At 66.5% G+C, this 22,494-nt stretch carries 16 protein-coding genes; 2 read left to right on the forward strand and 14 right to left on the reverse strand.

The genetic code is table 11. The features are described 5' to 3' along the window. The first annotated feature begins 16 nt into the window (after positions 1-16). Entirely contained in the window at positions 17-1,852 is a 1,836-nt protein-coding gene (locus tag DRB17_RS08855; RefSeq protein ID WP_161958757.1) for a CHASE2 domain-containing protein, read from the forward strand. Positions 1,853-1,967: 115 nt separating this feature from the next. On the opposite strand, the gene DRB17_RS08860 is transcribed toward DRB17_RS08855, so the two are convergent. From DRB17_RS08860 to ribB, 9 genes are all read right to left on the reverse strand, one after another. Continuing rightward, positions 1,968-3,536, reverse strand: coding sequence for a hypothetical protein (locus DRB17_RS08860; protein ID WP_147274861.1), 1,569 nt, complete (start codon positions 3,534-3,536; stop codon positions 1,968-1,970). A 61-nt stretch (positions 3,537-3,597) separates the two neighbouring features. Next, a complete protein-coding gene (locus DRB17_RS20540) occupies positions 3,598-5,988 on the reverse strand; it encodes a multiheme c-type cytochrome (RefSeq protein WP_206607829.1) in 2,391 nt (796 codons plus the stop codon). A 318-nt stretch (positions 5,989-6,306) separates the two neighbouring features. Next, positions 6,307-7,368 carry a YeiH family protein gene (locus DRB17_RS08870; protein ID WP_206607830.1) on the reverse strand — a complete coding sequence of 354 codons (1,062 nt, stop codon included), beginning with the start codon at positions 7,366-7,368 and terminating at the stop codon, positions 6,307-6,309. A gap of 126 nt (positions 7,369-7,494) precedes the next feature. Then, entirely contained in the window at positions 7,495-8,874 is a 1,380-nt protein-coding gene (locus DRB17_RS08875) for an acetyl-CoA carboxylase biotin carboxylase subunit (protein WP_114581843.1), read from the reverse strand. A gap of 24 nt (positions 8,875-8,898) precedes the next feature. Further along, complete coding sequence (locus tag DRB17_RS08880) at positions 8,899-9,768, reverse strand: alpha/beta fold hydrolase (RefSeq protein ID WP_147274862.1); 870 nt, start codon at positions 9,766-9,768, stop codon at positions 8,899-8,901. 37 nt (positions 9,769-9,805) lie between these two features. Beyond that, positions 9,806-10,231, reverse strand: a complete 426-nt coding sequence (locus DRB17_RS08885) for a MaoC/PaaZ C-terminal domain-containing protein (RefSeq protein WP_114581845.1) — start codon at positions 10,229-10,231, stop codon at positions 9,806-9,808. A 38-nt stretch (positions 10,232-10,269) separates the two neighbouring features. Further along, positions 10,270-11,433, reverse strand: coding sequence for an acyl-CoA dehydrogenase family protein (locus tag DRB17_RS08890; protein WP_114581846.1), 1,164 nt, complete (start codon positions 11,431-11,433; stop codon positions 10,270-10,272). Between the two features lie 184 nt (positions 11,434-11,617). Beyond that, complete coding sequence (locus DRB17_RS08895) at positions 11,618-12,391, reverse strand: SDR family oxidoreductase (protein ID WP_114581847.1); 774 nt, start codon at positions 12,389-12,391, stop codon at positions 11,618-11,620. Positions 12,392-12,564: 173 nt separating this feature from the next. Next, the gene (gene ribB / locus DRB17_RS08900) at positions 12,565-13,680 is read right to left on the reverse strand and encodes a 3,4-dihydroxy-2-butanone-4-phosphate synthase (protein WP_241503787.1); all 1,116 of its coding nucleotides are present in this window, start codon (positions 13,678-13,680) and stop codon (positions 12,565-12,567) included. Between the two features lie 176 nt (positions 13,681-13,856). Between ribB and DRB17_RS08905 the strand changes: the two genes are divergently transcribed. Continuing rightward, positions 13,857-15,194 (forward strand): MFS transporter, encoded by a 1,338-nt coding sequence (locus DRB17_RS08905; protein WP_161958758.1) that lies wholly within the window; start codon positions 13,857-13,859, stop codon positions 15,192-15,194. Between the two features lie 17 nt (positions 15,195-15,211). Here DRB17_RS08905 and DRB17_RS08910 read toward each other — a convergent pair whose 3' ends face one another. The 5 genes from DRB17_RS08910 to DRB17_RS08930 are packed head-to-tail and all read right to left on the reverse strand — an operon-like array spanning position 15,212 to position 22,329. Then, positions 15,212-15,979, reverse strand: coding sequence for an enoyl-CoA hydratase/isomerase family protein (locus DRB17_RS08910; RefSeq protein WP_114581849.1), 768 nt, complete (start codon positions 15,977-15,979; stop codon positions 15,212-15,214). A gap of 34 nt (positions 15,980-16,013) precedes the next feature. Further along, positions 16,014-17,387, reverse strand: a complete 1,374-nt coding sequence (locus DRB17_RS08915) for a hypothetical protein (RefSeq protein WP_147274863.1) — start codon at positions 17,385-17,387, stop codon at positions 16,014-16,016. A 44-nt stretch (positions 17,388-17,431) separates the two neighbouring features. Then, positions 17,432-19,021, reverse strand: a complete 1,590-nt coding sequence (locus DRB17_RS08920; protein ID WP_114581851.1) for a class I adenylate-forming enzyme family protein — start codon at positions 19,019-19,021, stop codon at positions 17,432-17,434. Beyond that, the gene (locus tag DRB17_RS08925; RefSeq protein WP_114581852.1) at positions 19,018-20,664 is read right to left on the reverse strand and encodes a class I adenylate-forming enzyme family protein; all 1,647 of its coding nucleotides are present in this window, start codon (positions 20,662-20,664) and stop codon (positions 19,018-19,020) included. Before DRB17_RS08925 ends, DRB17_RS08920 begins: the two co-directional genes overlap by 4 nt. 39 nt (positions 20,665-20,703) lie before the next feature. Then, entirely contained in the window at positions 20,704-22,329 is a 1,626-nt protein-coding gene (locus DRB17_RS08930; RefSeq protein ID WP_147274864.1) for a class I adenylate-forming enzyme family protein, read from the reverse strand. Between the last annotated feature and the right edge of the window lie 165 nt (positions 22,330-22,494).

The raw sequence follows: 22,494 nt of genomic DNA on the forward strand, positions 1-22,494 counted from the left end.
CCGCCGTCGGCCGGCCTTGCTGATCGTCCTGCTATTGCCGTTCATTGCCGTGGCGGCGGCCCTCCCATTCCTTCGCAACTGGCCACTGCTGGCAGCTATCGAGGAGTCGACGCTCGATTGGCGCTTTGCGCTGCGCGGAGCGAGAGTCCCCGATGCCCCGGTCGTTATCCTTGCGATCGACGACCGCACCGTGAGCGCCAACGGTGGCTGGCCCCTTCCGCGCGAGGTGTTGGCCCAGGCTATCGACCGCATGACCGCGTCCGGGGCCGGCGTCATTGCCCTGGACCTGCTATTCGCGGAGTCAGGCGAGACCGATCAGGCCGACCTGGCCTTGGCCGGTTCCATTCGGCGGAGCCAACGGACAGTCCTGCCGGTCGCGCTCACCTTCAAGGATAAAAGGGGTGAGCCCCAAACGGCGCACGAGGCCATGGCCGCCCATACCCTGACCCTGGTTCGTCGGCCGGGCGCGCCAGAGATCCCCGGGGCACGCGGCGCGCTTCCGCCGGTATCCGTCTTGGCGGAGGCCGCACGGGGACTCGGACACGTCGATGTGGTCCTGGGCGAGGACGGCGCGCTGCGGCAAATCCACCCGGCGGTGGAATACGACGGGCTGATAATGCCCGCACTGCCAGTAAGTATCGCGCGATTGCTCGACGACCGGCGGGGCCGGGCGTTCCGTCTCGATCTGCCGGGGGGCCTCCAGGTCGGCGGGCGCCATGTCGCTGTCGGCCTCGGTGGAAGGTGGACGCTGAACTTCTACGGTCCGGAGGGAACGTTTCCGACCTACTCTCTGCAAGCACTGCTCGCCGGTCGACTGCCTTCCGAGCGGTTGAATGGCGCCGTCGTATGGGTTGGCGCCACAGCAACGGCGATCGGCGACACCTTCGTCACGCCGTTCGACCGCAAGTTGCCGGGTGTGGAAGGACTCGCCACCGCGACGGCGAACCTGCTGGCAGACGGCTTCATCGTCAGGAACGAATGGGCAGCCCTGACCGACATGCTCGCCGTCATCGTCGTGGGCGCCGCCACGGCCGCCGCTGCGCGACGCCCTTCCGCCCTTCAGGTCATCGCAATATCGCCGCTGCCGGTCGCGATCTGGTTTGCCGTCACCGTTCTGGCGTTCTCACATTGGGGCATATGGCTGAACCTGACCGTGCCCGGCCTGACCGGCCTCGCCACGGGCAGCGTGATAGGAGCTTGGGACCTTGCTCTGAGCGACAGCCAGCGGCGACGTCTGTCAGCCTACATACCCGGCCCGGTCGCAAGCGCGCTGACTTCCACGGACCGCCCGGCCTTCGAGGGCCGCACCCAACCGGCGGCGGTGCTGTTCGTCGACATGGCCGATTTCACGGCGCAGAGCGAATTGGCGGGGCTGGACGCCACGGTCAGCCTTTTGCGCCGTCTTCACGCCATGGTCGAGGAGGTCGCCGCCGCGCATGGCGGCTACGTCGACAGCTTTTCAGGCGACGGAGCCATGCTGGTTTTCGGCGTCCCAAATCCTTCCGGCACAGATGCGTCGAATGCGCTCGCCTGCGCGCACGCACTGCTTTCCAACGCCAGGAAGCTCGATCTTGAGGTGAGGGTCGGCGTGCACTGGGGCGAGCTGCGCGTTGCCCGTTTCGGGGGCAAGCGATTCCGCCAGATCACCGTGGCCGGCGACACCGTCAACCTTGCCAGCCGCCTGGTGGAAGCCGCCAAGATGCATGAAGCCCGCCTCGCCGCTTCCGACGCGCTGGTCTCCCGGATCGAGGCATCCGGCGGGAGCGACCCGGCCGCCCATCTGCGCAAGGTTCCAGCCGTCCATATTCGCGGCCGCCGGACACCGACCGACATTTGGCTGAAGAGCGGCTGAAGCGCGTAGGCGGCTTTTTTAAGTGAAAAGACCTACCTTGCAACAAACGCGTTGCCGGCCCTGACGGTGACGGAGCTTCAGGGACCTGACCGCTTGAACAGGCAGTGCCTCTTGATCAGAACTTCCAGCGGATTTCCGTGCGAATGCCGGTGATGTCATCGGCATTCTCGCGCCAGCCGTGGATCGCGTCGGCACGGAAGATCCAGTCGCGAGCCAGCGGCAATTGATAGCGCAGCGCGAGCGCGTATTGCTCCCCCTGAGCCGGCTGACCCTGGACACGGTCGCCCTGGTGCGTCTGCACCGTCGCAACCTCACCGACGATCTGCTGGTCGAGGTCGAACAGATACTCGATACCGAGCGCACCACCGAAGGTATCGGCCGCGGTATCGTCGAGTTCCGGGAAGGCTGTCAGTGCATCGGCCTGAAAGGCGATGCCGGTATTCTGCAAAAGTCCCTGGTCGCTGACCAGCGGCTGCGGCCGGTCGATCCCGACCCAGGCGTTGAAATAAGGCACGAAGGTCAGCGGCTTTGCGGTGATCAGCGAGTTCTCGACCAGCAGCGCGAAGCCATCCGCGGTCTCGTCCAAGCCGTTGTCACGGTCCTGGCCAAAGTTGCCGAATACGCGGACCGAGTTCGAGAGCCAGCCTCCATAGCGCCGGGTGAAGGCGATCGTGGCCGAGACGTTGCTCTGGTCCTCGATCTCGCCCTCCCCGTCGAGGTAGGCGATGCCCGCTTCCCAGTAGCCCTGCGTGGCGTCGATGAAGGCCATGGCGCCATAGACATTGAGGTCGTTATCGTCGACGGCGCCATTGGCGTCGACAATGCCCGGGTTGTCGACGTCATCGAAGCCGGCGAAGAAAGTAATGTCCATGTTGGAGATGTCGAGCGACGGACTGTTCAGCGCCGGGATCGCAACCGCGCCGCCGATGATGGCGTCCTCCATCCACAGGCCGTTCTGCGCCACGAAGGGCACCTTGCCGACCGCGAAGGGCACATCGTAGTTGTTGTACTCGCCGGTCAGGCTTTCGGTGATGCGCCCCATGTCGCCTTCGAAGAACAGCGTCTCGGCGTTGCCATCGAGCTCGAGTTCACAGTCGTCTATGGAATCGCCGCCGAAAAATTCGCAGCGCGTGAATTTGCCATTCTTGTCCAGCGGCTGGAAGAAGGCGTGCAAACGCTCCGTCGCGGTCAGGCCCAGGTCCACGTCGATATTGAGACGGGTCGCCGCCTGCCCGATCTCTGTCGCGCCGTTATCGGCGTAGACGACCTCGTTGCGCCAGTCGCCAAAGACGCGAAGATTGGGGATGAAAAGGTTCTTCGAACCGGTAATCTCCGAACCCGGCTCGAACGGGCCCTCGACGTACAGCGGTCGCTGCAGTTCGAAAACCGGACGCGGTTCGTCGACTTCAGACTTGCCGCCATAGATCTCGACTTGTGCGCCCGGATTGTAGGGATCGCTTTCGTAACCCGGGTCCGGCTTGAACACGTCGGCGTCGTGAGGCACCCGCTCGACACCCTCGGGAATCCGAGGCTCAGGCTTTTCGTGTGCGCCGTCCTCCGCCGCGGCAACCGATCCCGGCGCCGGCGCAACGGCAAGGAACGCCGCGAAAGCGACGCCGGCGCTCATTGGTACCCAGCGGCGCACGCCGTCGATGGCTCGTTGCGAGCGAGCGAACCACAACATCTTATCGATCCCCCCAAATGGTCGCCCGCCCAAGCAGCGGCGGAACGGCCCGACCCCTTCTCTAGTCCGACACCTCGAATTCCACCGTGTAGGGATGAATATCGAGCATCCACTCGTTCATCGCGCGCTCCATCTCGGGCGTCGCCTCGACGAACTTCATGAAATAGATCGGCTCGGCGCGAGAGCGCATGCGTACCGCCAGCCGGTAGTGGCCAGGCTTGCTGATGGCTTCCGCCGGCACGGTGTACTCCGCCATCCGGCTGCCACCCGGCGGGACGCTGCGATTCTCCATGCGGATAAACGGCGGATGGTTGAGCACTGTCGTCGGCACGGTCGCCGGCCGGATGAACGGCAACTGATCGAGGTCGAAGTTGATCGGCAGGTACATTTCCCGATCGGTGCCCTTGACGTTCGTCGTCAGGAATTTCGTCTGCAGATTGAACAGCTGATCGTCATGCTCGATCTCGCCGGCGCGCACGTCGTGCGAATGCAGGTCCGCCATGTCGCCGTTGCTGTCAACGTAGCCGGATTCGAAGACCGTGTTGCCGTCGGGATCGATCAGAGCGACGTTGAGCCACAGTTCCGGCTGCGCGCCCAGCGAGCCGGAGGGCAGGTTGTGGCCCTCGTCGACGTTGACCACGCGATAGGAGAACTCGAAGGATTCGCCGACTCTCGGCGGCTCGTCAAAGAACGGCCCGTCGATGCGGGTCCCGTTCTCCATCACCTGGCGGCGCAGCTTGCGCTTCTCGTCCAGCAGGTCAAGGTTGAACTCGACCACTTCACGGGCGTCCTCGCGATCCACCGAGAAAGCCCATGCGTCCGGAAAGTCATAGGCGAAGGCCGTCTCCAATTCCGCGAAGGCGTCCCGCACAGCGGTAACGTTTTCGACCTGGATGCGGTCGGACCCAACAGCAGCTTCGAGGTCGTCGACCGCGGCGGTGAAGCGTTCATACGCATGCCGCAGTTCCCCAGGCCGTTCAAGCTGGCCGGCCCGGATATCCACCGCCGTGGCCAGGCGCTCTCGTTGACGCAGCAACTCCTCAAGCTGCGGCTCGGAGCCTTCAGCCGCGGCGGCCTCCATTGCATCGAGCTGATCCGGCAGGAAGGTGGAGGCGTCATTGGCGATGAACGCGGCTTCCTCGAAGTCCCGCTTGCCCCAGCCGGCGCGGTAGTCGAATTTCAGCCACTCCTCGACCGTCCAGCGGTCGGCGTCCGGATTGTGCGGGAAAATCCCCGGATGCGCGATCGAATAACCGGGGCCGTAGAAAGAGTGGTTGTGGTGATCGGTCTTCTTGCCGACCGGCTCCCCGCCCACCACGGCGGCGAAGTCCTGCTCGTAGCCGTCGGCGACGCCGGGCGTCCGGCCCATGTGACAGTCCTGGCAGGTTACCCCTTCCGCCAGGGCCGGGCTGTTGCGGTACTGGTCCCAGACGATCTCCAGCTTGATGCCAGGGTGGACGGCGACCTGATGGCATGAGACGCAGAACTCCGACTTCGACATCTGTTCGAAGGAGATGACGCCCGAGTGGATTTCGCGGCCGCGTTGCTTGCCGTCCAGCGCCACGCTGTAATCCGACGGGTTTTCCGCGACCTCTGCGAACTGACTGTCATCCGTGTCGGACTTCATCGGTTCCGACAGATCGCCCGGCTCGACGAAGCGCTCGCCATTCACCTTGCCGTACTGCCTGGCGACGCGATGGCAGGTGATGCAGGTTACACCCTCGCGCGAGACCTTGCTGCGCTCCCATAGCGGCAACCAGCGAGGTTCGCCGCGCTGCGTACCGACCTGCTGATGACAGCGCACGCAGAAGGATCCGATCGTGCCTTGGCTGAGATCGGTGATCTTCTGCTCGAACTTGTGGAACATCGGCGAGATCGAAGCGTAGGCGTGGTTGGAAGCGGCCCATTCCCAGTAAATACGCTCGTGGCAGGTCTTGCACTCGCTGGCGCTCGGGTACTGATCCTCCTGGAACACGGCCGCGTGCGGGTCTTCGTAAGTGCCCATCCGCGGCGACCATTCCACCTTCTCGACCTCGGAGCCTTGGTCGCCGTCGCCGTCCTCAACCGCCTCCACTTCGGCCTCGCCGCTGCTGTCGAGCAGGTCGCCTTCCGGGTCCTCGTCCAGGAGACCGTCGGCGCCGGCAGAGTCGTCCAGTAGAAGATCCCCGCTGTCCGAGTCGCCGCCCGAGATCAGAGCATCGTCCGTGCCGCCCCCATCGCCCGACAACAGATCGTCGTTGCCATCGTCTTCATCTGCGAGCAGTTCGTCGTCGCTGCTCTGGCTCACCTGGACGACGCCGGGGCTGGACGAAGCGGCGAACTCGGTGGGGTGAGAAACCTCCGGGCCGCCTCCCTCGGAAGCAGCCAAGGCGACCGGCGATCCACTGGCGGCAAAGAGAAAAAGCACGCCGACCGAGGCGCTCTTGGCCAAGCAAAGCTTGTATATGTCCACGACCCGTCCCCTGAACCCCAGCAACATATCGCCACGCAACAAATCCCGACGCAGCGAACCGATGCATTTAGTATGTGTCATCCGGCCATGTGGCCGCCTGCCACGATTCAATTCGATGAGGTATACCTCGATTATTTTCTACGAAGGTTTACAAACTCTTGCAGCATGGATCAAGTGACGCCTTGAGCCATCGCCGTATTTCCCCGGTCGGTACGGGCTGGAATAAGATACAGTGCATGCCCTCTTGCGGACGACAGGGCAAGCACGGGATGACCACCGCGCCACTTCTACGGCCTGGGTGCTGGCCTGCTACCCCGTCTACCCCACGACCACGGAAGACCCGCCGACAATGACCGCCGTCGCGACGGCCGCCGCGAGGAAGGCCGTTTCCACCACCATCAAGGCCACTGGGCGCCAGCCCAGTTCGAGGAAATCCTTGATGGCCGTCTTGACGCCGAGCGCCGCGATCGCCGTCACGAGGCACCAGCTTGAAGCGGTGCTTGCGGCCTCGACGGCTACAGGCGGCAGCACCGATAGGTTTGCCATGACCGCGAGTATCACGAAGCCGATCAGGAAGGTTGGAACCTTCACGCGCGCCTTGCCCGCGCCACCTGCGCCGCCGGTCACGAAGCGGGTCGCGGCGAAGGCGAGGATCAGCGTGGTCGGAATCAGCATCGCCACACGCAGGAGCTTGGTGAGCGTTGCCGTATCGCCGGCCTGCTCGGAGATCACATAGCCTGCGCCGACGACCTGCGCCACGTCGTGCACGCTCGCGCCGATGATATAGCCGGCCTGCACATCGGAGAGGTCGAAGAGACTGAGCACAGCGGGATAGAACACCATGCATATGGTGCTGAGCGTGGTGACGCCGACGACAGTGAACAGGGTGTCCCGCTCCCGGCTGCGCGATGGCGGCAGCACGCTGGAGATCGCCAGCGCCGCCGAGGCGCCGCAGATGGCCACGGCCCCGCCGGTGAGAATCCCCATCTGCCCCGATTGATCCAGACGGCGCGCGATTAGCCGGCCGAACAGTATCGTCAGCGGCACCATGCCGACGATCAACACCACCGCCACCCAGCCGACCTGAAGGATCTGTTCCACTCCGATTCGCGCGCCCAGCAGCGCGACGCCGATCCGCAGCACGGTTCGCGAGGCGAACTCCACACCCTGCATGACCCGCGCGTGATCGGAGAGGAAGTTGAACGCGATCCCCAGCAACAGCGCGAAAAGCAGCGTCGGCCCGCCATAGCGGCTGGAGACGAACATCGCGGCGACGGCGATGGTCAAAGAGGTGAGAAGACCCGGCCACAGGTCGACGAGGCTGGCGGTCATCCGCTTGATCACGGTGCCGGGGAACTTCGGACGAATCTCTGACGTCATGTCGTCGTGGCTTCCGCACCGTTCATATGAAAGCTCGGCAATTCCCGCATCGGTGACGGGCGTGGACCTGCGCGCAAATGGCATGGGCCAGCGGCGGCGGCGCTGTCCCGGCGGCAGCTCGCACGCCTATGCATGATCGGCCGGGACAGTCGTAAGCGCGCGCAGGTTCTCCTCGACAAAGCGGGTGGAGACGCCCCCCTTACGGTAAGCCTCGTCCGCCAGGACGTTGAGCAGGAAGTCCAGATTCGTTGCTACACCGGAAATCCGGCATTGCGCAAGGCCGGCCCGCAACCGCTCGATCGCGTGTTGCCGGTCATCGCCCACGGCGATCAGCTTCGCGATCATCGGGTCGTAATGGGCGGTGATCGTATCCCCCTGGCGTATCCCGCCGTCGATACGCAGACCGTCCGCCTGCTCCGGCAGATCGCATCGCTCAAGATGGCCGGGAGACGGCAAAAACCCCTTTTCGGGACGTTCCGCGTATATGCGTGCCTCTATAGCATGGCCCTCGGCCACCGGGCATGCGTCGGCAAGGGCCTCAAGGCCGTCGCCGGCGGCGAGCCGAAGCTGCAACCCGACCAGGTCGACGCCGGTCGCCATCTCCGTGACCGGGTGTTCCACCTGGATGCGCGTGTTCATCTCCAGGAAGAAGAACTCTTCGCTGTCGCCGTCGAGCACGAACTCGACCGTGCCGGCGCCGCGATAGCGTTCCTGCGCGGCCAGCGCCTCCGCCGCCTTTCGCATCGCCTCCCGCGTCACCGGAGAGAGACCCGGCGCCGGCGATTCCTCGATCACCTTCTGGAAGCGGCGCTGGACCGAGCAATCGCGTTCCGGAAAGGTTACCACACGGCCATCGCCCAGGCCGAACACTTGCACTTCCACGTGGCGCGCGCGGGCGACGAAGCGCTCAAGATAGACCGTACCGTCGCCGAAGGTGCGTTCGGCCTGCATCTGCGTCGCCTCCACGACCTCGGCAAGGCGCTCCGGCCCCTCGACCAGACGCATGCCGATACCGCCGCCGCCGCCGGCCGCCTTCACCAGCAGCGGGTAGCCGACGTCTTCCGCGCACTGCGCCAGGCCGGCCGCATCGCCCGCCGCGAAGCGGGGAGAGCCCGGCAATACCGGCACCCCCGCCGATTTCGCCAGCATGCGGGCGCGCTCCTTGTCGCCCATGTCCTCGATGGTCTTCGCCCGGGGGCCGATCCAGGTCATTTCCGCCGCCTCGACCGCCCGCGCGAAAGCCGGGCTCTCGGAGAGGAACCCATAGCCCGGATGGACCGCGTCGGCGCCTGACAGCCTTGCAGCTTCCAGAACCGCCGCCCGATCCAGATAGCTTTTGCGCGCCGGTGCCGGGCCGATGGGATAGGCCTCGTCGGCAAGCTCGGCGTGGAGCGCGTGCTCGTCCGCTTCGGAGAAGACCGCCGCGGTCTTCAGTCCCAGGGACCGGCAGGCCCGGATGACACGGCAAGCAATCTCGCCCCTGTTCGCGATGAGTACCTTCTTCATGGCTCCGCTCGGCAATCGGTTGGCTTATTCGTTCAGGAAATCCAGCAGCACGCGGTTGACCTCGCCGGGCCGCTCGTAAAGCACCCAGTGACCGGCGCCCTCGATCCGGTGCGCTCGGATGTCCGGCACGAGACCGCGGATCGCCGCTTCGTATGCGTGCAGGTTGCGAAGCGCATAAGCGTCCCGACTGCCCCAAATCGCCGCGACGGCCTCGACGGGCCTCAAGGCCAATGCATCCTTCAGGGCGGACGAACGCGAGTAGGGCCGCCCCACCGCGCGCGCCGCGCCGACATTCGCGTCCTGGATCAGGACCGTTTCCTCGTCGATCAGCGCCGGGTCGGCCAGCATCAACCTGGACAGGTTATGCCGGTGAACCGCGAGCCGCTCCGCCTGGGACATTCCGGCGCGCAGGCTTCGCAAGCCATCGAAGCCGCCCATGGGAACGCCCAGCCCGGCCGGCGCGCACAACGCCAGACGGCGGACACGCGGACCGGCCGGCGCGGCCCTTGCCATGCGAACGGCGAGCGCCCCGGACATGACGGTGCCGAAGGAGAAAGCTGCCACGTCGAGCCATTCGTGCGCCTCCGCGAAGCGCGCCAGCCCGCTGGCGAGCGCCGCCGGTATGGCGTCCAGCAGGTCGGGACCGGCGGGATCGTCGGACTCCCCGAAGCCCGGCATGTCCGGACAGATGACACGGCGGCTTTCGGCGAGCGCCGGAATGGTGCGCAGGAAGTGCATCCACGAACCGAAGCCGCCATGCAGCATGACGACGGGTGGTCCCTCTCCCCAGATGCGCCAGACGACACGGCCGCCCTTGTGGCGCGTCTCCAAGCGGCGCGCCGACGTGGCCAGCCGCCGGACGGCCGGTGCGCGCGCATCGTCCTGGGTGATCATCCCGCCTTCTCCGCCAGGAAAGCCGCCGCGTTCGCCGTCAACGCGCCAGCGCCACGACCGCGCCACCGGCGAAGACCTGCTTGTCCTCGACGTGCCCTGTCACCTCAAGCTCGCAGCAGCGCTGGCCGCCGGCCTCGAACTTGCGGGTGACATGGCCGTCGAAGCGCACGGAGTCGCCGGGTCTGACCGGGGTCAGGAACCGGCCCGAGATGTCCCGGACCAGCGCACCCGGCCCCGCCCAGGTGGTGACAGCCTGCCCGGCGAAGCCCATGGTCAGCATCCCGTGAGCGATCACGCCGCCGAGGCCGGCCTCGATCGCGAAGGGCTGGTCATAGTGGATCCGGTTGTAGTCGCCGGACGCGCCGGCATACATCACAAGCTGCCGTGTCGTGACGGGATCCTTCGTGAGATTGAAGACGTCGCCCTCGGCGACTTCGTCGAACCGCCGCACCTCGTCCGGCATTTCCCCTCTCCCGCTGTCCTGCTGTTGGATGGAGCCCGCTACCGCTGCAGCGTGGAATCGAACTCCTGGTCCAGTTCGGACTGTCCGATGATCTGGGCGGTGCGGTCGTGACCGGCGTGCAGGACGTGGGTTTCGAGGTCGCGGAGATAGCGGCTCAGCGGGAACTGATCGAACAGGGCCGTGGAGCCGGCGGCGTGGATGATCTTGTGCGACAGATCGAAGGCGACCTGCGCGGCCATCGACTTGGCGCTCATCGACAGCAGTTCCGCCTCGGTCACCGACTTCGTCTTGAAGGCGCGGATCGCGTCGTGGAAAACCGACTCCGCCGCGTCCAGGGCGATCCGCATCTCGCCGGTGCGCATCTGGATCAGGTCCGAACCGCCCTTGCCGCGACCGACGACGTACTGGCGATACCAGTTGTACATGCCCTCGGTCGTGCCGAGATAGTTCGCCGTGAAGCCCAGATGGAACTTACCCTGCCAGCGCCCGCGCGGGTAGTCGCCCGGCTTGCCCAGGATATTCTCGTCGGGCACGAAGACGTCGTCGAGCGTGATGACGGGGCTGGCGGCCGCGCGCATGCCGTTCGGCCGGTACCAGTCATTGTCGATGCTGACACCCTTCATGCCGGGCTCGATCATCACCATCAGGTGGTTGTCCTGATAGGATTCGACGCCCTCGATGGCGCAGAAGATGATCGCGAATCCCATCATCGGCCCGTTGGTGGCGTAGTTCTTCTCGCCACGAATGATGTAACCGCCGTCCACCTTCTTCGCCTGGGTGTTCATCATGTACATATGCTTGCGCTTGGCTTCCGAGCCGACGAAGGAGCTCAGGAAAGGCCGGCGGAACATCGGCTGGATATAGCGCTCGTGCTGGTCCGGCGTGCCGAGGTCGTGCACCGCCCAGGCGGTGTGATTGTGCACCTGGTAGCAGTGCGCCGTTGAGCTGCACCCGCGCGCGATCATGCGCAGCGCCTGCAGATAGGTGGCCGGATCGTCCGTTTCGAGGTTGCTGCCCTTGCCGCCGATCTCCTTCGGCAAGGTGGTCGTCAGCCAGCCGCGCTCGAACAGCGTCTGGATGTTCTCGCGGGGCATCTCGCAGTTCTCGTCGTAGGCGCGGCCGCGCGGTCGGAACTCCTTGGTGGCCAGCTCCTCAAGCTCCCTGATTTCGTCCCGTTGCAGGACGTCCACGGGGTCGATCATCGAATACCTCCATTCCTTATCCGAACCGCGGCCGCGTCGCGGCGGTCCGCCTTATTGCCGACGCGGCCCACGGGCCACGCGCCCTTCTTCGGATGCGGCGCCGGCCGCATCCCGCCTCAACGCAAGCTTCCCGATCCTCTCGCCGGTCTCGACGGCACCTCCGCCAGGCCGGAACCGGAAAGTGTCATCGCTTGGTTTCCGGGCCGCCGCTGACGTAGATGACCTGGCCGCTGACAAAGCTGGCCTCGTCGCTGCACAGGAAGGCGATGACATTCGCCACGTCGCGGGGCACGCCGACGCGCCCGATCGCGATGTTCTTGGCACGCGCCTCCTTGTACGCCTCGGGCTCATAGCCCAGACGTTTCGCCGTCGCCTGCGTCATCTCCGTATCGATGAAGCCCGGTGCGACCGAGTTCACGTTGACGTTGAACTTGCCGAGCTCCAGCGCCAGCGTCCGCGTGAAGCCCTGCAGCCCGGCCTTGGCTGTCGAGTAGTTGAGTTGCCCCCGGTTCCCCAGCGCGGAGGTCGAGGACAGGTTGACGATCTTGCCATAGCGCTGCTCGACCATGTGGCGCTGCGCCGCGCGCGAGCACAGGAAAGCGCCGCGCAGGTGGACGCCGATGACGGAATCCCAGTCCTCGTCGTTCAACTTGTGGACCAGGTTGTCGCGGGTCACGCCTGCGTTGTTGACCAGGATATCGACACCGCCGAAGCGCTCGGCCGCGGCCGCCACCATCGCCTCCGCCGAGTCCTTCTCGCCGACGTCGCAGGCGATACCCAGCGCCTCGCCCCCATGCGCCTTCGCGATGCCGGCGGCGGCCTCCTCGGCGGCGCCGCCGTCGAGATCCGCGACAACAACACGGGCGCCGGCCTCCGCGAAGCGATCCGCCGTCGCCCGGCCGATGCCGCGGGCCGCGCCCGTCACGATTGCCGTGCGGCCTTCGAAGCGTCGTCCCATGCTCTTTTGAACCCCCTCTTGCCTTCCGGGCCGTCACCGCTTTCCGACCATCCCAGGGGGAGGCGCTCAGCGGCGCGATGTTTCAATGTACTGCTTATTATGAACACGATATAGCGATATTGTCACGCTTTCTTTGAAGCAATTTTCCCGTGCGGCCGCTCGGGTGCGCGGCGCTACAGCGCTTCGCGGTCGACGACTTTCAGGCCATAGCCTTCGAGGCCGACGATCGTGCGGGCCGAATTGGTCAGCAGCACCATGTTCCGGACCCCGAGATCCGCCAGGATCTGCGCGCCGGTGCCATAGTCGCGCAGGTTGCTGCCGCTCACCTGGCGGCGCTGGTCGCGCTCTTTCAGGCTTTCGGAGGGACTGCTGTTGTGGGCCTCGCGCATCAGGACGATGACGCCGCGCCCCACCTCGCCGATTCGCCGCATCGCCTTGAAGACCTCGCCGCCGCGCGGATAAAAGAGGTCGCCGACGATGTCATCCAGCAGATTGACGGCGTGCACCCGGACGAGCGTCGGCTCGTTGCCGTCGATCTCCCCTTTCACAAGAGCGACATGCTCGACCCCGTCGACGAGGTTCCGGTACACGATAAGACGGAACTTTCCGCCGTGGCGGCTGTCGACCTCGCGCTCCAGGACGGTCGCCACCAGCTTCTCCCGCCGCCGGCGATAGGCGATGAGGTCGGCGATCGCCGCGATCTTCAGCGAGTGCCGCTCGGCGATGCGTTTCAGGTCGGGCAGCCGCGCCATGGTGCCGTCGTCATTCATGATCTCGCAGATCACGCCGGCGGGATAGAGCCCCGCCAGACGGGCGATGTCGACCGCCGCCTCGGTGTGCCCGGCCCGGACGATGACGCCGCCATCGCGCGCCATCAGCGGGAAAACATGGCCGGGCGTCACGATATCGTTGCGCCCGCACTTCGGATCGGTGGCGGCAGCGATAGTGGCGGCGCGGTCGGCCGCGGATATGCCGGTGGTGATGCCCTCACGCGCCTCGATGGAAACGGTGAACGCCGTGCGCATCCGGTCGCCGTCCCCGCGCGCCATCAGGGGCAGCCCCAGATCGTCGACACGCTGGCGCGTCAGCGCCAGACAGATCAGGCCGCGGCCGTGGCAGGCCATGAAGTTGACCGCGTCCGCGTCGGCAAACTGCGCGGGGATGATGAAGTCCCCCTCGTTCTCGCGGTTCTCGTCGTCGACGACGATCACCATGCGGCCGCGCTTGGCATCGTCGATGACGTCCTCGATCGGCGAAAGGCCTGAAGCGGCTCGCCTGGCATCGGCCATAGCGTCCGCGCGCGGTTGGGTATCGTCGTCGGATGTCATTGTCTCGAATCGCCCTGCTTTCATGGTCTCGCAGCCGCGCCGCGGCCTCTTCGCTCCAGAATTGCACCTCTAATGTGCCGCATCTAAGGGTGCGATTCCAGAACAATGACTCTGTCATTTCCTGGAAGTGTGGCAATATGGCTCGGTTCACAACCGGAGATACCGCCGCCGTGTCCGATCCGGCCAGAGCCGCCAAGGCCCATACAGACACAGAAGGAACGCGGGAATCCGTCCTCCACCGCTCGCCGCGCTTCCTGGTGATATTCGCGTCGCTCTCGGCGCTGTTCGCGATGGGTCAGTTCCACCGCTCTTCGGGCGGCGTGCTCTCCACGGTTTTCACGGCGGAATTCGCGCTGAACGCCAAGCAGCTTAGCCTGGTCATGGGCGCCATGTTCGTGGCCCAGGGCCTGGCGCAGTTGCCCGTCGGCGTACTGATGGATCGCTATGGCACACGGCGCGTCACCCCGGTGGCGACGGTGCTGGCGGTGGGCGGTTGCCTTACCATGGCGGCGGCCGGCGATTGGGGCACGTTGGGCCTTGGACGCCTGCTGCTGGGAACCGGATTCGCGGCGGCCATGATGGGAACCTATGCGGTCCTGGTGCATTGGGTCCCGCAGGAGTCGTTGACGACCTACACCGGGCGCTTCCTGTTCGTCGGCATGGCGGGCGGATTGCTGGCCACCTCCCCCTTTGCCGCCTTCATCGAGGCGGCGGGCTGGCGCACCGCGTTCGTCTGGCTGGCCGTGATCACGTCGCTCGTCGCGGTGCTGGCCGGCATCTTCGTTCGCGACCGGCCGAAGTCGGAGGCGCCGGGCGGCGACCGTCCGACCTCCCTCATGGAAAGCGTGCGCGGTGTCGTGATGGTGGTGCGTGCGCGCCGGTTCCGGCCCATCCTGCTGGTGTCGGTCCTGCTGTACTGCCCGGCGCAGGTTCTGCTCGGCCTGTGGAGTGGCCCGTTCCTCAGCGATGTCCACGGACTGGGCCCTATCGAGCGCGGCTATGCCATGACCGCGATGATGGTCGGGATGAGTACCGGCGTCCTGATCTATGGCCCCATCGAGAAATGGCTGAACGCCCGCCGCGCCGTCGTCATCGTGGGCGCCTGCCTGGTTTCGGCGGAATTCGCCGCGCTGGCGTTCGTGGCGCATCTTTCCCCTTGGCCGGCGATCGCGCTGTTCGTCGCCGTCGTCGCCACGGCGCCGTTCTTCGTCGTGGTGCTGGGGCACGCGCAGAGCCTGTTCCACAAGGATTATGCCGGGCGCGTTGTCTCCACCGTCAACCTGCTGGCCATCACCGGCATCTTCATCATGCAGAACGCGACCGGCCTGCTGGTCTCGGCCGTGCCGCATCCGCCCGGCAGCACGGGCGCGGTGCTGGGCTACCGCCTCGTCTTCGCGCTGATGGCCGTATTGTTTGCCGGGCTGGCCCTTGTCTACACCAGAACGAAGGAAGTCAGGCCCCTCGGTACGGAATGAGGGCGGCAGCGCAAGGCCTAGCGGAACCTTGGCTTGCGCTTCTCCTTGAACGCGGCGACGCCCTCGGCGAATTCCGCGCTCTCGAAGCACAGCGCCTGCATCGTGGCTTCCATTTCCAGCGCGGCGTCCAGCGACTGCGGTGCGCTGGCAAGCTGGCGCTTCGTCAGTTCGAGGGCGAGCGGCGCGGCCTCCCGGTACTGCTCGCAGATCTCCAGCGCTTTTTCCTGCACATGGCCGGTGTCGGCCAGCTCGTCGCCGAAGCCCAGCCGCACGGCCTCTTCCCCCTTGAAGTTCCTGGCCCGCAGCAGCGCCTGCCGGGCGAGTTGCAGACCGACGCGGCGCGGCAGGATGTAGCTTGTCGCGAAGTCGGGACCGAGGCCGACCTTGAGGAACGGAAAGCCGATGGTCGTGTCCGCGTCCATGACCACCGTATCGGCCGCCATGGCCAGACCGGCGCCCGCGCCCATCGCATAGCCTTCGACGGCGGCGACGACGGGCTTTGCGCAATCCATGATCAACCGCTGCAAGCGGTGGCCGGACTGGATGCGGCGGCGCCCGTCAGCGGCGCCCATGCCCTCCAGGCTGGCAAGGTCGCCGCCGGCGCAGAAATGGCCGCCCGCGCCGGTCAGCAGGATCACGCGGACGCCGCCGTCCGCCGCCGCCTCGCCAACGGCCTCGGCCACGCTCTCCCGCAGCTCCGTCGTCAGCGCGTTGCGCTTGGCCGGGCGGTTCAGCGTCAGGCGGCACACGCCTTCGAGCGGTTCGTCCTTCAGCACCAGTGACATCCACGATCTCCTCTTTCCGGTCCGGGCGCGCGCATCATGCGAAGAAGGCGTTGAAGATCGACACGTAGGCGCCGCAGACAAGCGCGCCCAGCGCCGAATAGGCGCCGTTGCGGACCCAGGCCACACGCCACTGCGGCTCGCCCAGGGTCCGTGCCATGAACAACGTGAGTCCCGAGGCCGGCGACAGCACCGCCCCCAGGCCCCAGAAGCAGGCCATGATCAGGGCCAGGCTCTGCTGCGTCAGGCCAAGGCGCTGCGGGTCGAGAACATGTGCCAGGACGACGATCAGCACAAGCGGATGGATCGCCATCGCGGCACACGCCAGCATGCCGATCAGCAAGGCGAAGATCGCCGCCGGGCCGGTCAGACCGGCGGCCTGCATGGCGCCTTCAACCGTTCCGGGGTCGACGGCGCTTGCGATACCCTGACCCAGCACGTTCGCGGCCAGGAAGAGTAGCACTTCGCCGCGCAGGCCGGGCAGGCCCGCGCGGATGTGTTCGGTAAAACCCGGAACGGAGCCGTCGCCCGCCGCCTCGTACTTCCGCAGCACGAGCAGCCATGCCAGCGAGAAGCCCGGCACGACCAGGAAGATGGCGAGCGGCATCGGCATCGAGCCGCCCTCGGCCACGGCCAGGACAAGCGCGACCAGCATGACGGCCAGGACCGCCAGCCGGCCGAACGCAGCCGGGCGGACTGCCTCGGCCGCCTGCGCGTTCGCGCGCGGCTTGGCGCGGCGCCCGCGCGTTGCCCTGTCGAACAGCCAGCCATAGGCCAGCACCAGCAGGCCAAGCGGAAAGCCGGGCAGAGCAATGTCCGACCAGTTCAGGTCGGGCATGACGCTGAGGATGACGGCCATGCTGACGAAGAACGGCGACCATGTGGCGGCGATGGCGAACCCGCGGCACATGGCGGCCCCCATGCGACGGCGAACGTCGGTTTCCAGCGCCTGATGCAGGAAGGTCGCCAGCAGCGTCATCGCGGCGAAGTTCACCAGCGCACCCAGGCAGTGCGCCGCGGCCGAAACCGCCAGGTAGCGCCGGCCCGGCGGCTGCTGCAGGATCATCTGGCGCGCGTGGTGCATCGACGGACTGCGCAACGCCGGATACTGAATGAAAGTCACCGCGCCAAACAGGACCAAGAACAGCAACGCGCCGTCGGAGGCGTCGAGAAAGGCCTGCCCCGGCCGCCCGCCGTACCAGGCCAGTCCACCGCCGACCAGCATCAGGGCCAGGGCGATCAGGCGCTGGGTTGCCGGTATCCGCGGCGCTTCGAGGGCCAGATACAGCCACATCAGGCCGGCGGCCGCATAGGTCGCCTCCACCACGTCGCCCAGGATGCCGACGGTCGCGCTGGCGGCGCTGATCAGGAAGACCGCAGCCGACAACCACCCGGCCGGAGACTCGGGCATCAAGGGCCGGGCCGCGGCGGCCGGAGCACTGACGGAGGCATCCTTCATCCCGCCGCCGGCGCTTCCCGCCGAAGGCGCCCAATCGCGTCCTCGCGCAGCTTGAACTTCTGCACCTTGCCGGTCCCGGACGTCAGCGGGAAGGATTCAACGACGAAAACGTGGGCCGGCAGCTTGAAGGACGAAAGCCGGTCCTTGAGGAAGCCCAGGACGTCCGCTTCGTCGAGGTCGCTGTCCTCCGTCGGCATGACGTAGGCGACGCCGATCTCGCCCGCTTCCGGGTCCGGCACGCCGACGACGGCGGCCGCGGCCACACCCGGATGCTGTTGGATCGCCGCCTCCACCTCGGGCGTCGAGACGTTGAAGCCCTTGTGCTTGTACCCGTCCTTCAGCCGCCGCAGGAACACGACCGCGCCGTCCTCCCGCAGATAGCCCATGTCGCCGGAGCGCAGCCAGCCATCGGGCGTGATGGCGCGCGCTGTCTCCTCCGGCTTGTTGTAGTAGCCCAGCATGACCGAATAGCCGCCAATCCATATCTCGCCCGGCTCTCCGGCGGGCATGTCCTGGCCGCTCTCCGGATCGACGATGCGCAGATGACAATCCGGCAGCGGCCAGCCCTGACAGGCCGTGCGCACCGCCAACGGCTGGTCCCAGCGGCAGCGGGCGACGAGACCCGTGGATTCGGTCAGCCCATAGCCGGTGATGAAGCCGGGCGCGTCGAGTTCGCGGGTCGCGCGCTCCATGACGGCTGGGTCGCTGCTGAGGATGACGCCCCCGCGCAGTTGCGGAAACGCCGCCGGATCGAACTCGGGATGCGCGCTCAAGCGGTCCAGCATGGAGGGGAGCAGATGGATCTGCGTGCATCGCAGGTCGCGCAGCGCGCGAATGCAGCTATCCGCCTCGAACCTCTGCTCCAGCACGATGCTGGCTCCGTGCGCCCAGAACGTCAGCAGACCGTTCAGGCAACCGAGGACGCCGAACAGAGGGACGCTCAGGAAAAGCCGCTCGTCGGGACCGAGGTCGAGATAGGTTCCGCCGTCATAAGCCTTGCGCCAGATGCAGTGCGACAGCACCGCGCCCTTCGGCTGCGCCGTCGTGCCCGAGCTGTAGGCGATCAGCGCGGGCTTGCCGGGATCGCGCTCCATCGCCGGCAAGGGGCCGTCATCTGGCAACGCCGTCCAGTCGAGCGCTTCCGGCCGGTCGGGTCCCGGCGAATCCAGCGCGATCACGTGGCGTAGACGAGGGAAGCGATCCGGCGGCACATCAGCCAGTTCGCCCAGGAAATCGCGGAACGCGCCCGGACCGGGAACGACGACCGCGCGGCTGTCCGACTGAGCGATCTGGTAGACGAATTCCTCGCGCTTCAGCCGCGTGTTCAGGATGACCGTCACCAGTCCCATCTCCGAGGCGCCGAGCCAGACCCAGGCGAACTCGGGCCGGTTGGGGCACCACAATGCGATCGTGTCGCCCGGCTGCAGGCCCAGCGCGGCCAGCTTGCGGGACGCGGCATCGGCCTCGCGCTTGATGTCTGCGAAGGTATGGTGCCGCCCCTCGAAGATCAGGGCCGTGCGGCCGCCGTGACGCTCGGCAATGTAGGCAATCGATTCGGCATAGGTCTTGCCGACGAAGGGGTTCATGCGCTCCGCGCCCCCTGCGTTTTCGGGGCGCCGGTCCGGCCAAGGCGCTCCTCCGCCTGTTCGCGCAGCTTGAACTTCTGCACCTTCCCCGTCCCCGATGTCAGGGGAAGCTCGTCCACGACAAGCACGTGCTCCGGCATCTTGTAGCTGGCGACCTTGGGCGCCAGGAAGCGCAGGATCTCGTCCTCGGTCGGGCGCGCCCCTTCCGCCACCACGAACGCCACGCCCACGGCACCGTGACGCTCATCCGGGATGCCGACGATGGCGCAGGAATGGACCGCCGGATGGTTCTGCAGCACGTGCTCCACCTCCGCCGGGGCAACGTTGAAGCCGCGCGACTTGTAGGTGTCCCCGAGGCGCCCGACCAGGGTGACCCGCCCCGTCGCGTCCATGGTGCCCAGGTCGCCGGTGCGCAGCCAACCGTCGTCGGTGATCATGCGCGCGGTCTCCTCCGGCTTCTTGTAGTAGCCGGCCATGACGCAGTATCCGCGTACCCAGATTTCGCCGGTCTCCCCGGCCGCAAGGTCCTTCAGGCCTTCGGGATCGACGATCCTGATCTCGATGTCGGGAAGCGCCCAGCCCTGTGTTGCGTGCCGGATTTCGCGCGGGTCGTCCCAGCGGTTGCGCGTCACCACTGTCGTCGTCTCGGTCATGCCATAGCCGGTCATCACCGCCGGCACACCGATGACGTCCGCGATGGTGTTCAGCACGTCCGGGTCGATACTCAGGGTGTAGGAGATACGCCACGAGGAGATGTCCCGAACGCCGAAGTCCGGATGCGCCAGAATCTGCCGCATGATGGGCGGCAGCACGTGCATGCCGGTGACGCGTTCCTGCTCGATCGCCTTCAGGCAATGACCGGCGTCGAACTGCTCGCCAAGGACCACCTTGGCCCCGCGCGCCCAGTACGGCATGACGCCGTTCATCGTCGCCATCGAACCGAAAAGCGGTATCGACATGTAAAGGCAGTCGTCCTCGTCAAGATCGACGCGAATGCCGATATCCCAGGCCTTGCGCCAAACGCAGTGGGTGATCATCGCCCCTTTCGGCAGCGCGGTCGTGCCCGAGCTGTAAGCGATGATGGCGGGCTGATCCGGGTCATCGGCCATTTCGGGAAACGGCAGGCCCGCCTGGGCTTTCCCGGACCAGTCCGTGACCCCCGCATACCCGGCTTCCGGCGGGTCGCAGGCAATGACCCAGCGCAGTTCCGGCAGCGCCTCGCTGGCAAGCTGGCCGGGCGTGCCGCTTCGCACGGCGGGCGCCAGTTCGGCCAGCTCGGCGATGAAGTCCCGGAACGCGCCGGCGCCCGGAACGACAACGGCGCGGCTGTCCGACTGCGCCAGCTGATATGCGATCTCGTCGCGCCGCAGGCGAGTGTTCAGCATGACGGCAACCAAGCCCAACTGCGCCGCGCCCAGCCAGTACCAAAGGAACTCGGGACGGTTCGGCATCAGGATGGCGATCTTGTCGCCCGGCTTCAGCCCCAGGCCCGCAAGACGGGCCGAGGCCTTGTCCGCCTCGCGCTTCAGGTCGGCGAAGCTGTAGCGTTCTTCGCGGAACACCAGGGCGGTGCGCGGCCCGAAGCGCTCGGCCAATGCCCCGATGGCCTCGGCGTAAGTGCTGCGCTTAAAGGGATTCTCCACGGATTGTCTCCTCGTACTCGTATTCTTGACCGCGATCCGTCAGGCGCCCGTGTCCGGCTGGCAGCCGCGCGCCGCCAGCTCGGCCAGGGCGAATTCCTTCAGGCGGTACTTCTGGACCTTGTCGGTTCCGGCGGTTTTCGGGAGTGCATCGAGAAAGAACACGTGCGCCGGCAGTTTGAACGAAGCGAGCTGCGCGCTCAGCGCGTCCATAAGCTCCTCGGCGGAAAGCGTCTCGCCGGGCTCGGGAACGACGAACGCGCCGCCCACCTCGCCCGCGGCGCCCGCCGGCAGCCCCACGACGGCGGCTTCCCGCACCCCATCGTGGCAGCGGATGGCCGCCTCGACTTCGGCGGTGGACACGTTGAAGCCCTTGTACTTGAAGCCGTCGCCATGGCGGCGGAGGTAACGCAACGCGCCGTCGGGCAGCATCTCGCCAAGGTCGCCCGTCCGGTACCAGCCGTCCTGCGTGAAGGCCCGCGCCGTTTCAGCCGGCTTGTTGTAATAGCCAGCCATGACGTTGTAGCCGCGCACCTGGATCTCCCCGACCTCGCCCGGCGGCAGCGGCGCGTCGGTATCGGGCTCGGCCACGCGCACTTCGATATTGGGAAGCGGCTTGCCGTGCGTGGTGGTGCGCACTTCCAGCGGATCGCTCCACCATGTCCGCGTGACGGCGCTTGACGTCTCCGTCATGCCATAGCTGGTGACGAGATCGCGCAGGCCCAGCTTCTCTGCCGCCAGCGACTGGTGGTCAGGGTTGCTGCTGACCACGATGCCGGTCCGCAGGGAGGACAGGTCGAAAGCCTCGAAACCGTCATAGGCGAGCAGCCGGTCGATCATCAGCGGCAGCAGGTAGACCGCCGTGCAACGCTCCCGCTCGATCGCGGCCAGGGCCCTCTCCGCCTCGAAACGCTCATCGAGGACGACGCAGGAGCCCCGCGACCAGAAGGTGAGCGCGCCGTTCACATTGGCCAGGATGGAGAACAGCGGCACGCACAGGTATAGCCGGTCGTCGGCGGACTGCCGGAAACGTTCGCCGTGATCGAAGGCTTTGCGCCAGACCGCGTGCGTCAGCATGGCGCCCTTGGGCAGCGCCGTGGTGCCCGAGCTGTAGACGATCAGGGCAGGCGCATCCGGGTCGCGGGCATACATCCCGCCATCGGCCGGCGCCTCGTCGAGACGGTCCCACGTGAGGGCACCCGGATAATCCGCACCCGGCGGGTCGCAGGCGATCACGCGTTCCAGCATCGGCAGTTCGCCGCCGGCGCTTCCCCCGGCCACGACCGGCGAAAGCGCGGCAATATCCTCCAGGAAGTCCCGGAACCCCCCTTCTCCGGGCACAACCACAGCACGGCTGTCGGACTGCTTGAGTTGATAGGCGGCCTCGTCCCGCTTCAGCCGCGTGTTCAGCATCACCGTGACCAGCCCGGCCTGCGATGCGCCGAGCCACACCCACAGGAACTCGGGCCGGTTCGGCAGCCAGAGGGCCACCTTGTCGCCCGGGCGGCAGCCCATGCGAAGCAGCCTGCGCGATGCACGGTCCGCCTCCGCCTTGATGTCGCGGAAGGTGTAGCGCTGCTCGCCGAAGACCAGCGCCTCGGTTTCGCCGTACCGCTCCGCAAGCAATTCGAGGGCTTCGGCGTAGGTCTTGCCCTTGAAGTCGTTCACATTCTCCCCCCGCCGCCGCGTGACCCGTCCACCCGCGACGCACGCACCTTGCAACACCCGTTCACGCGTCGATTGGCAACGATTTCGCAGACATTGTTATCGTTTCCCCATTGCGCACACGGTACCGCCCGCATAAATTGTCACCATTGCTCGCCCAGGAGGTCG

Origin of the sequence: Ferruginivarius sediminum (genome assembly GCF_003344765.1) — a bacterium.
Classification (GTDB): Bacteria; Pseudomonadota; Alphaproteobacteria; order Kiloniellales; family Rhodovibrionaceae; genus Ferruginivarius; species Ferruginivarius sediminum.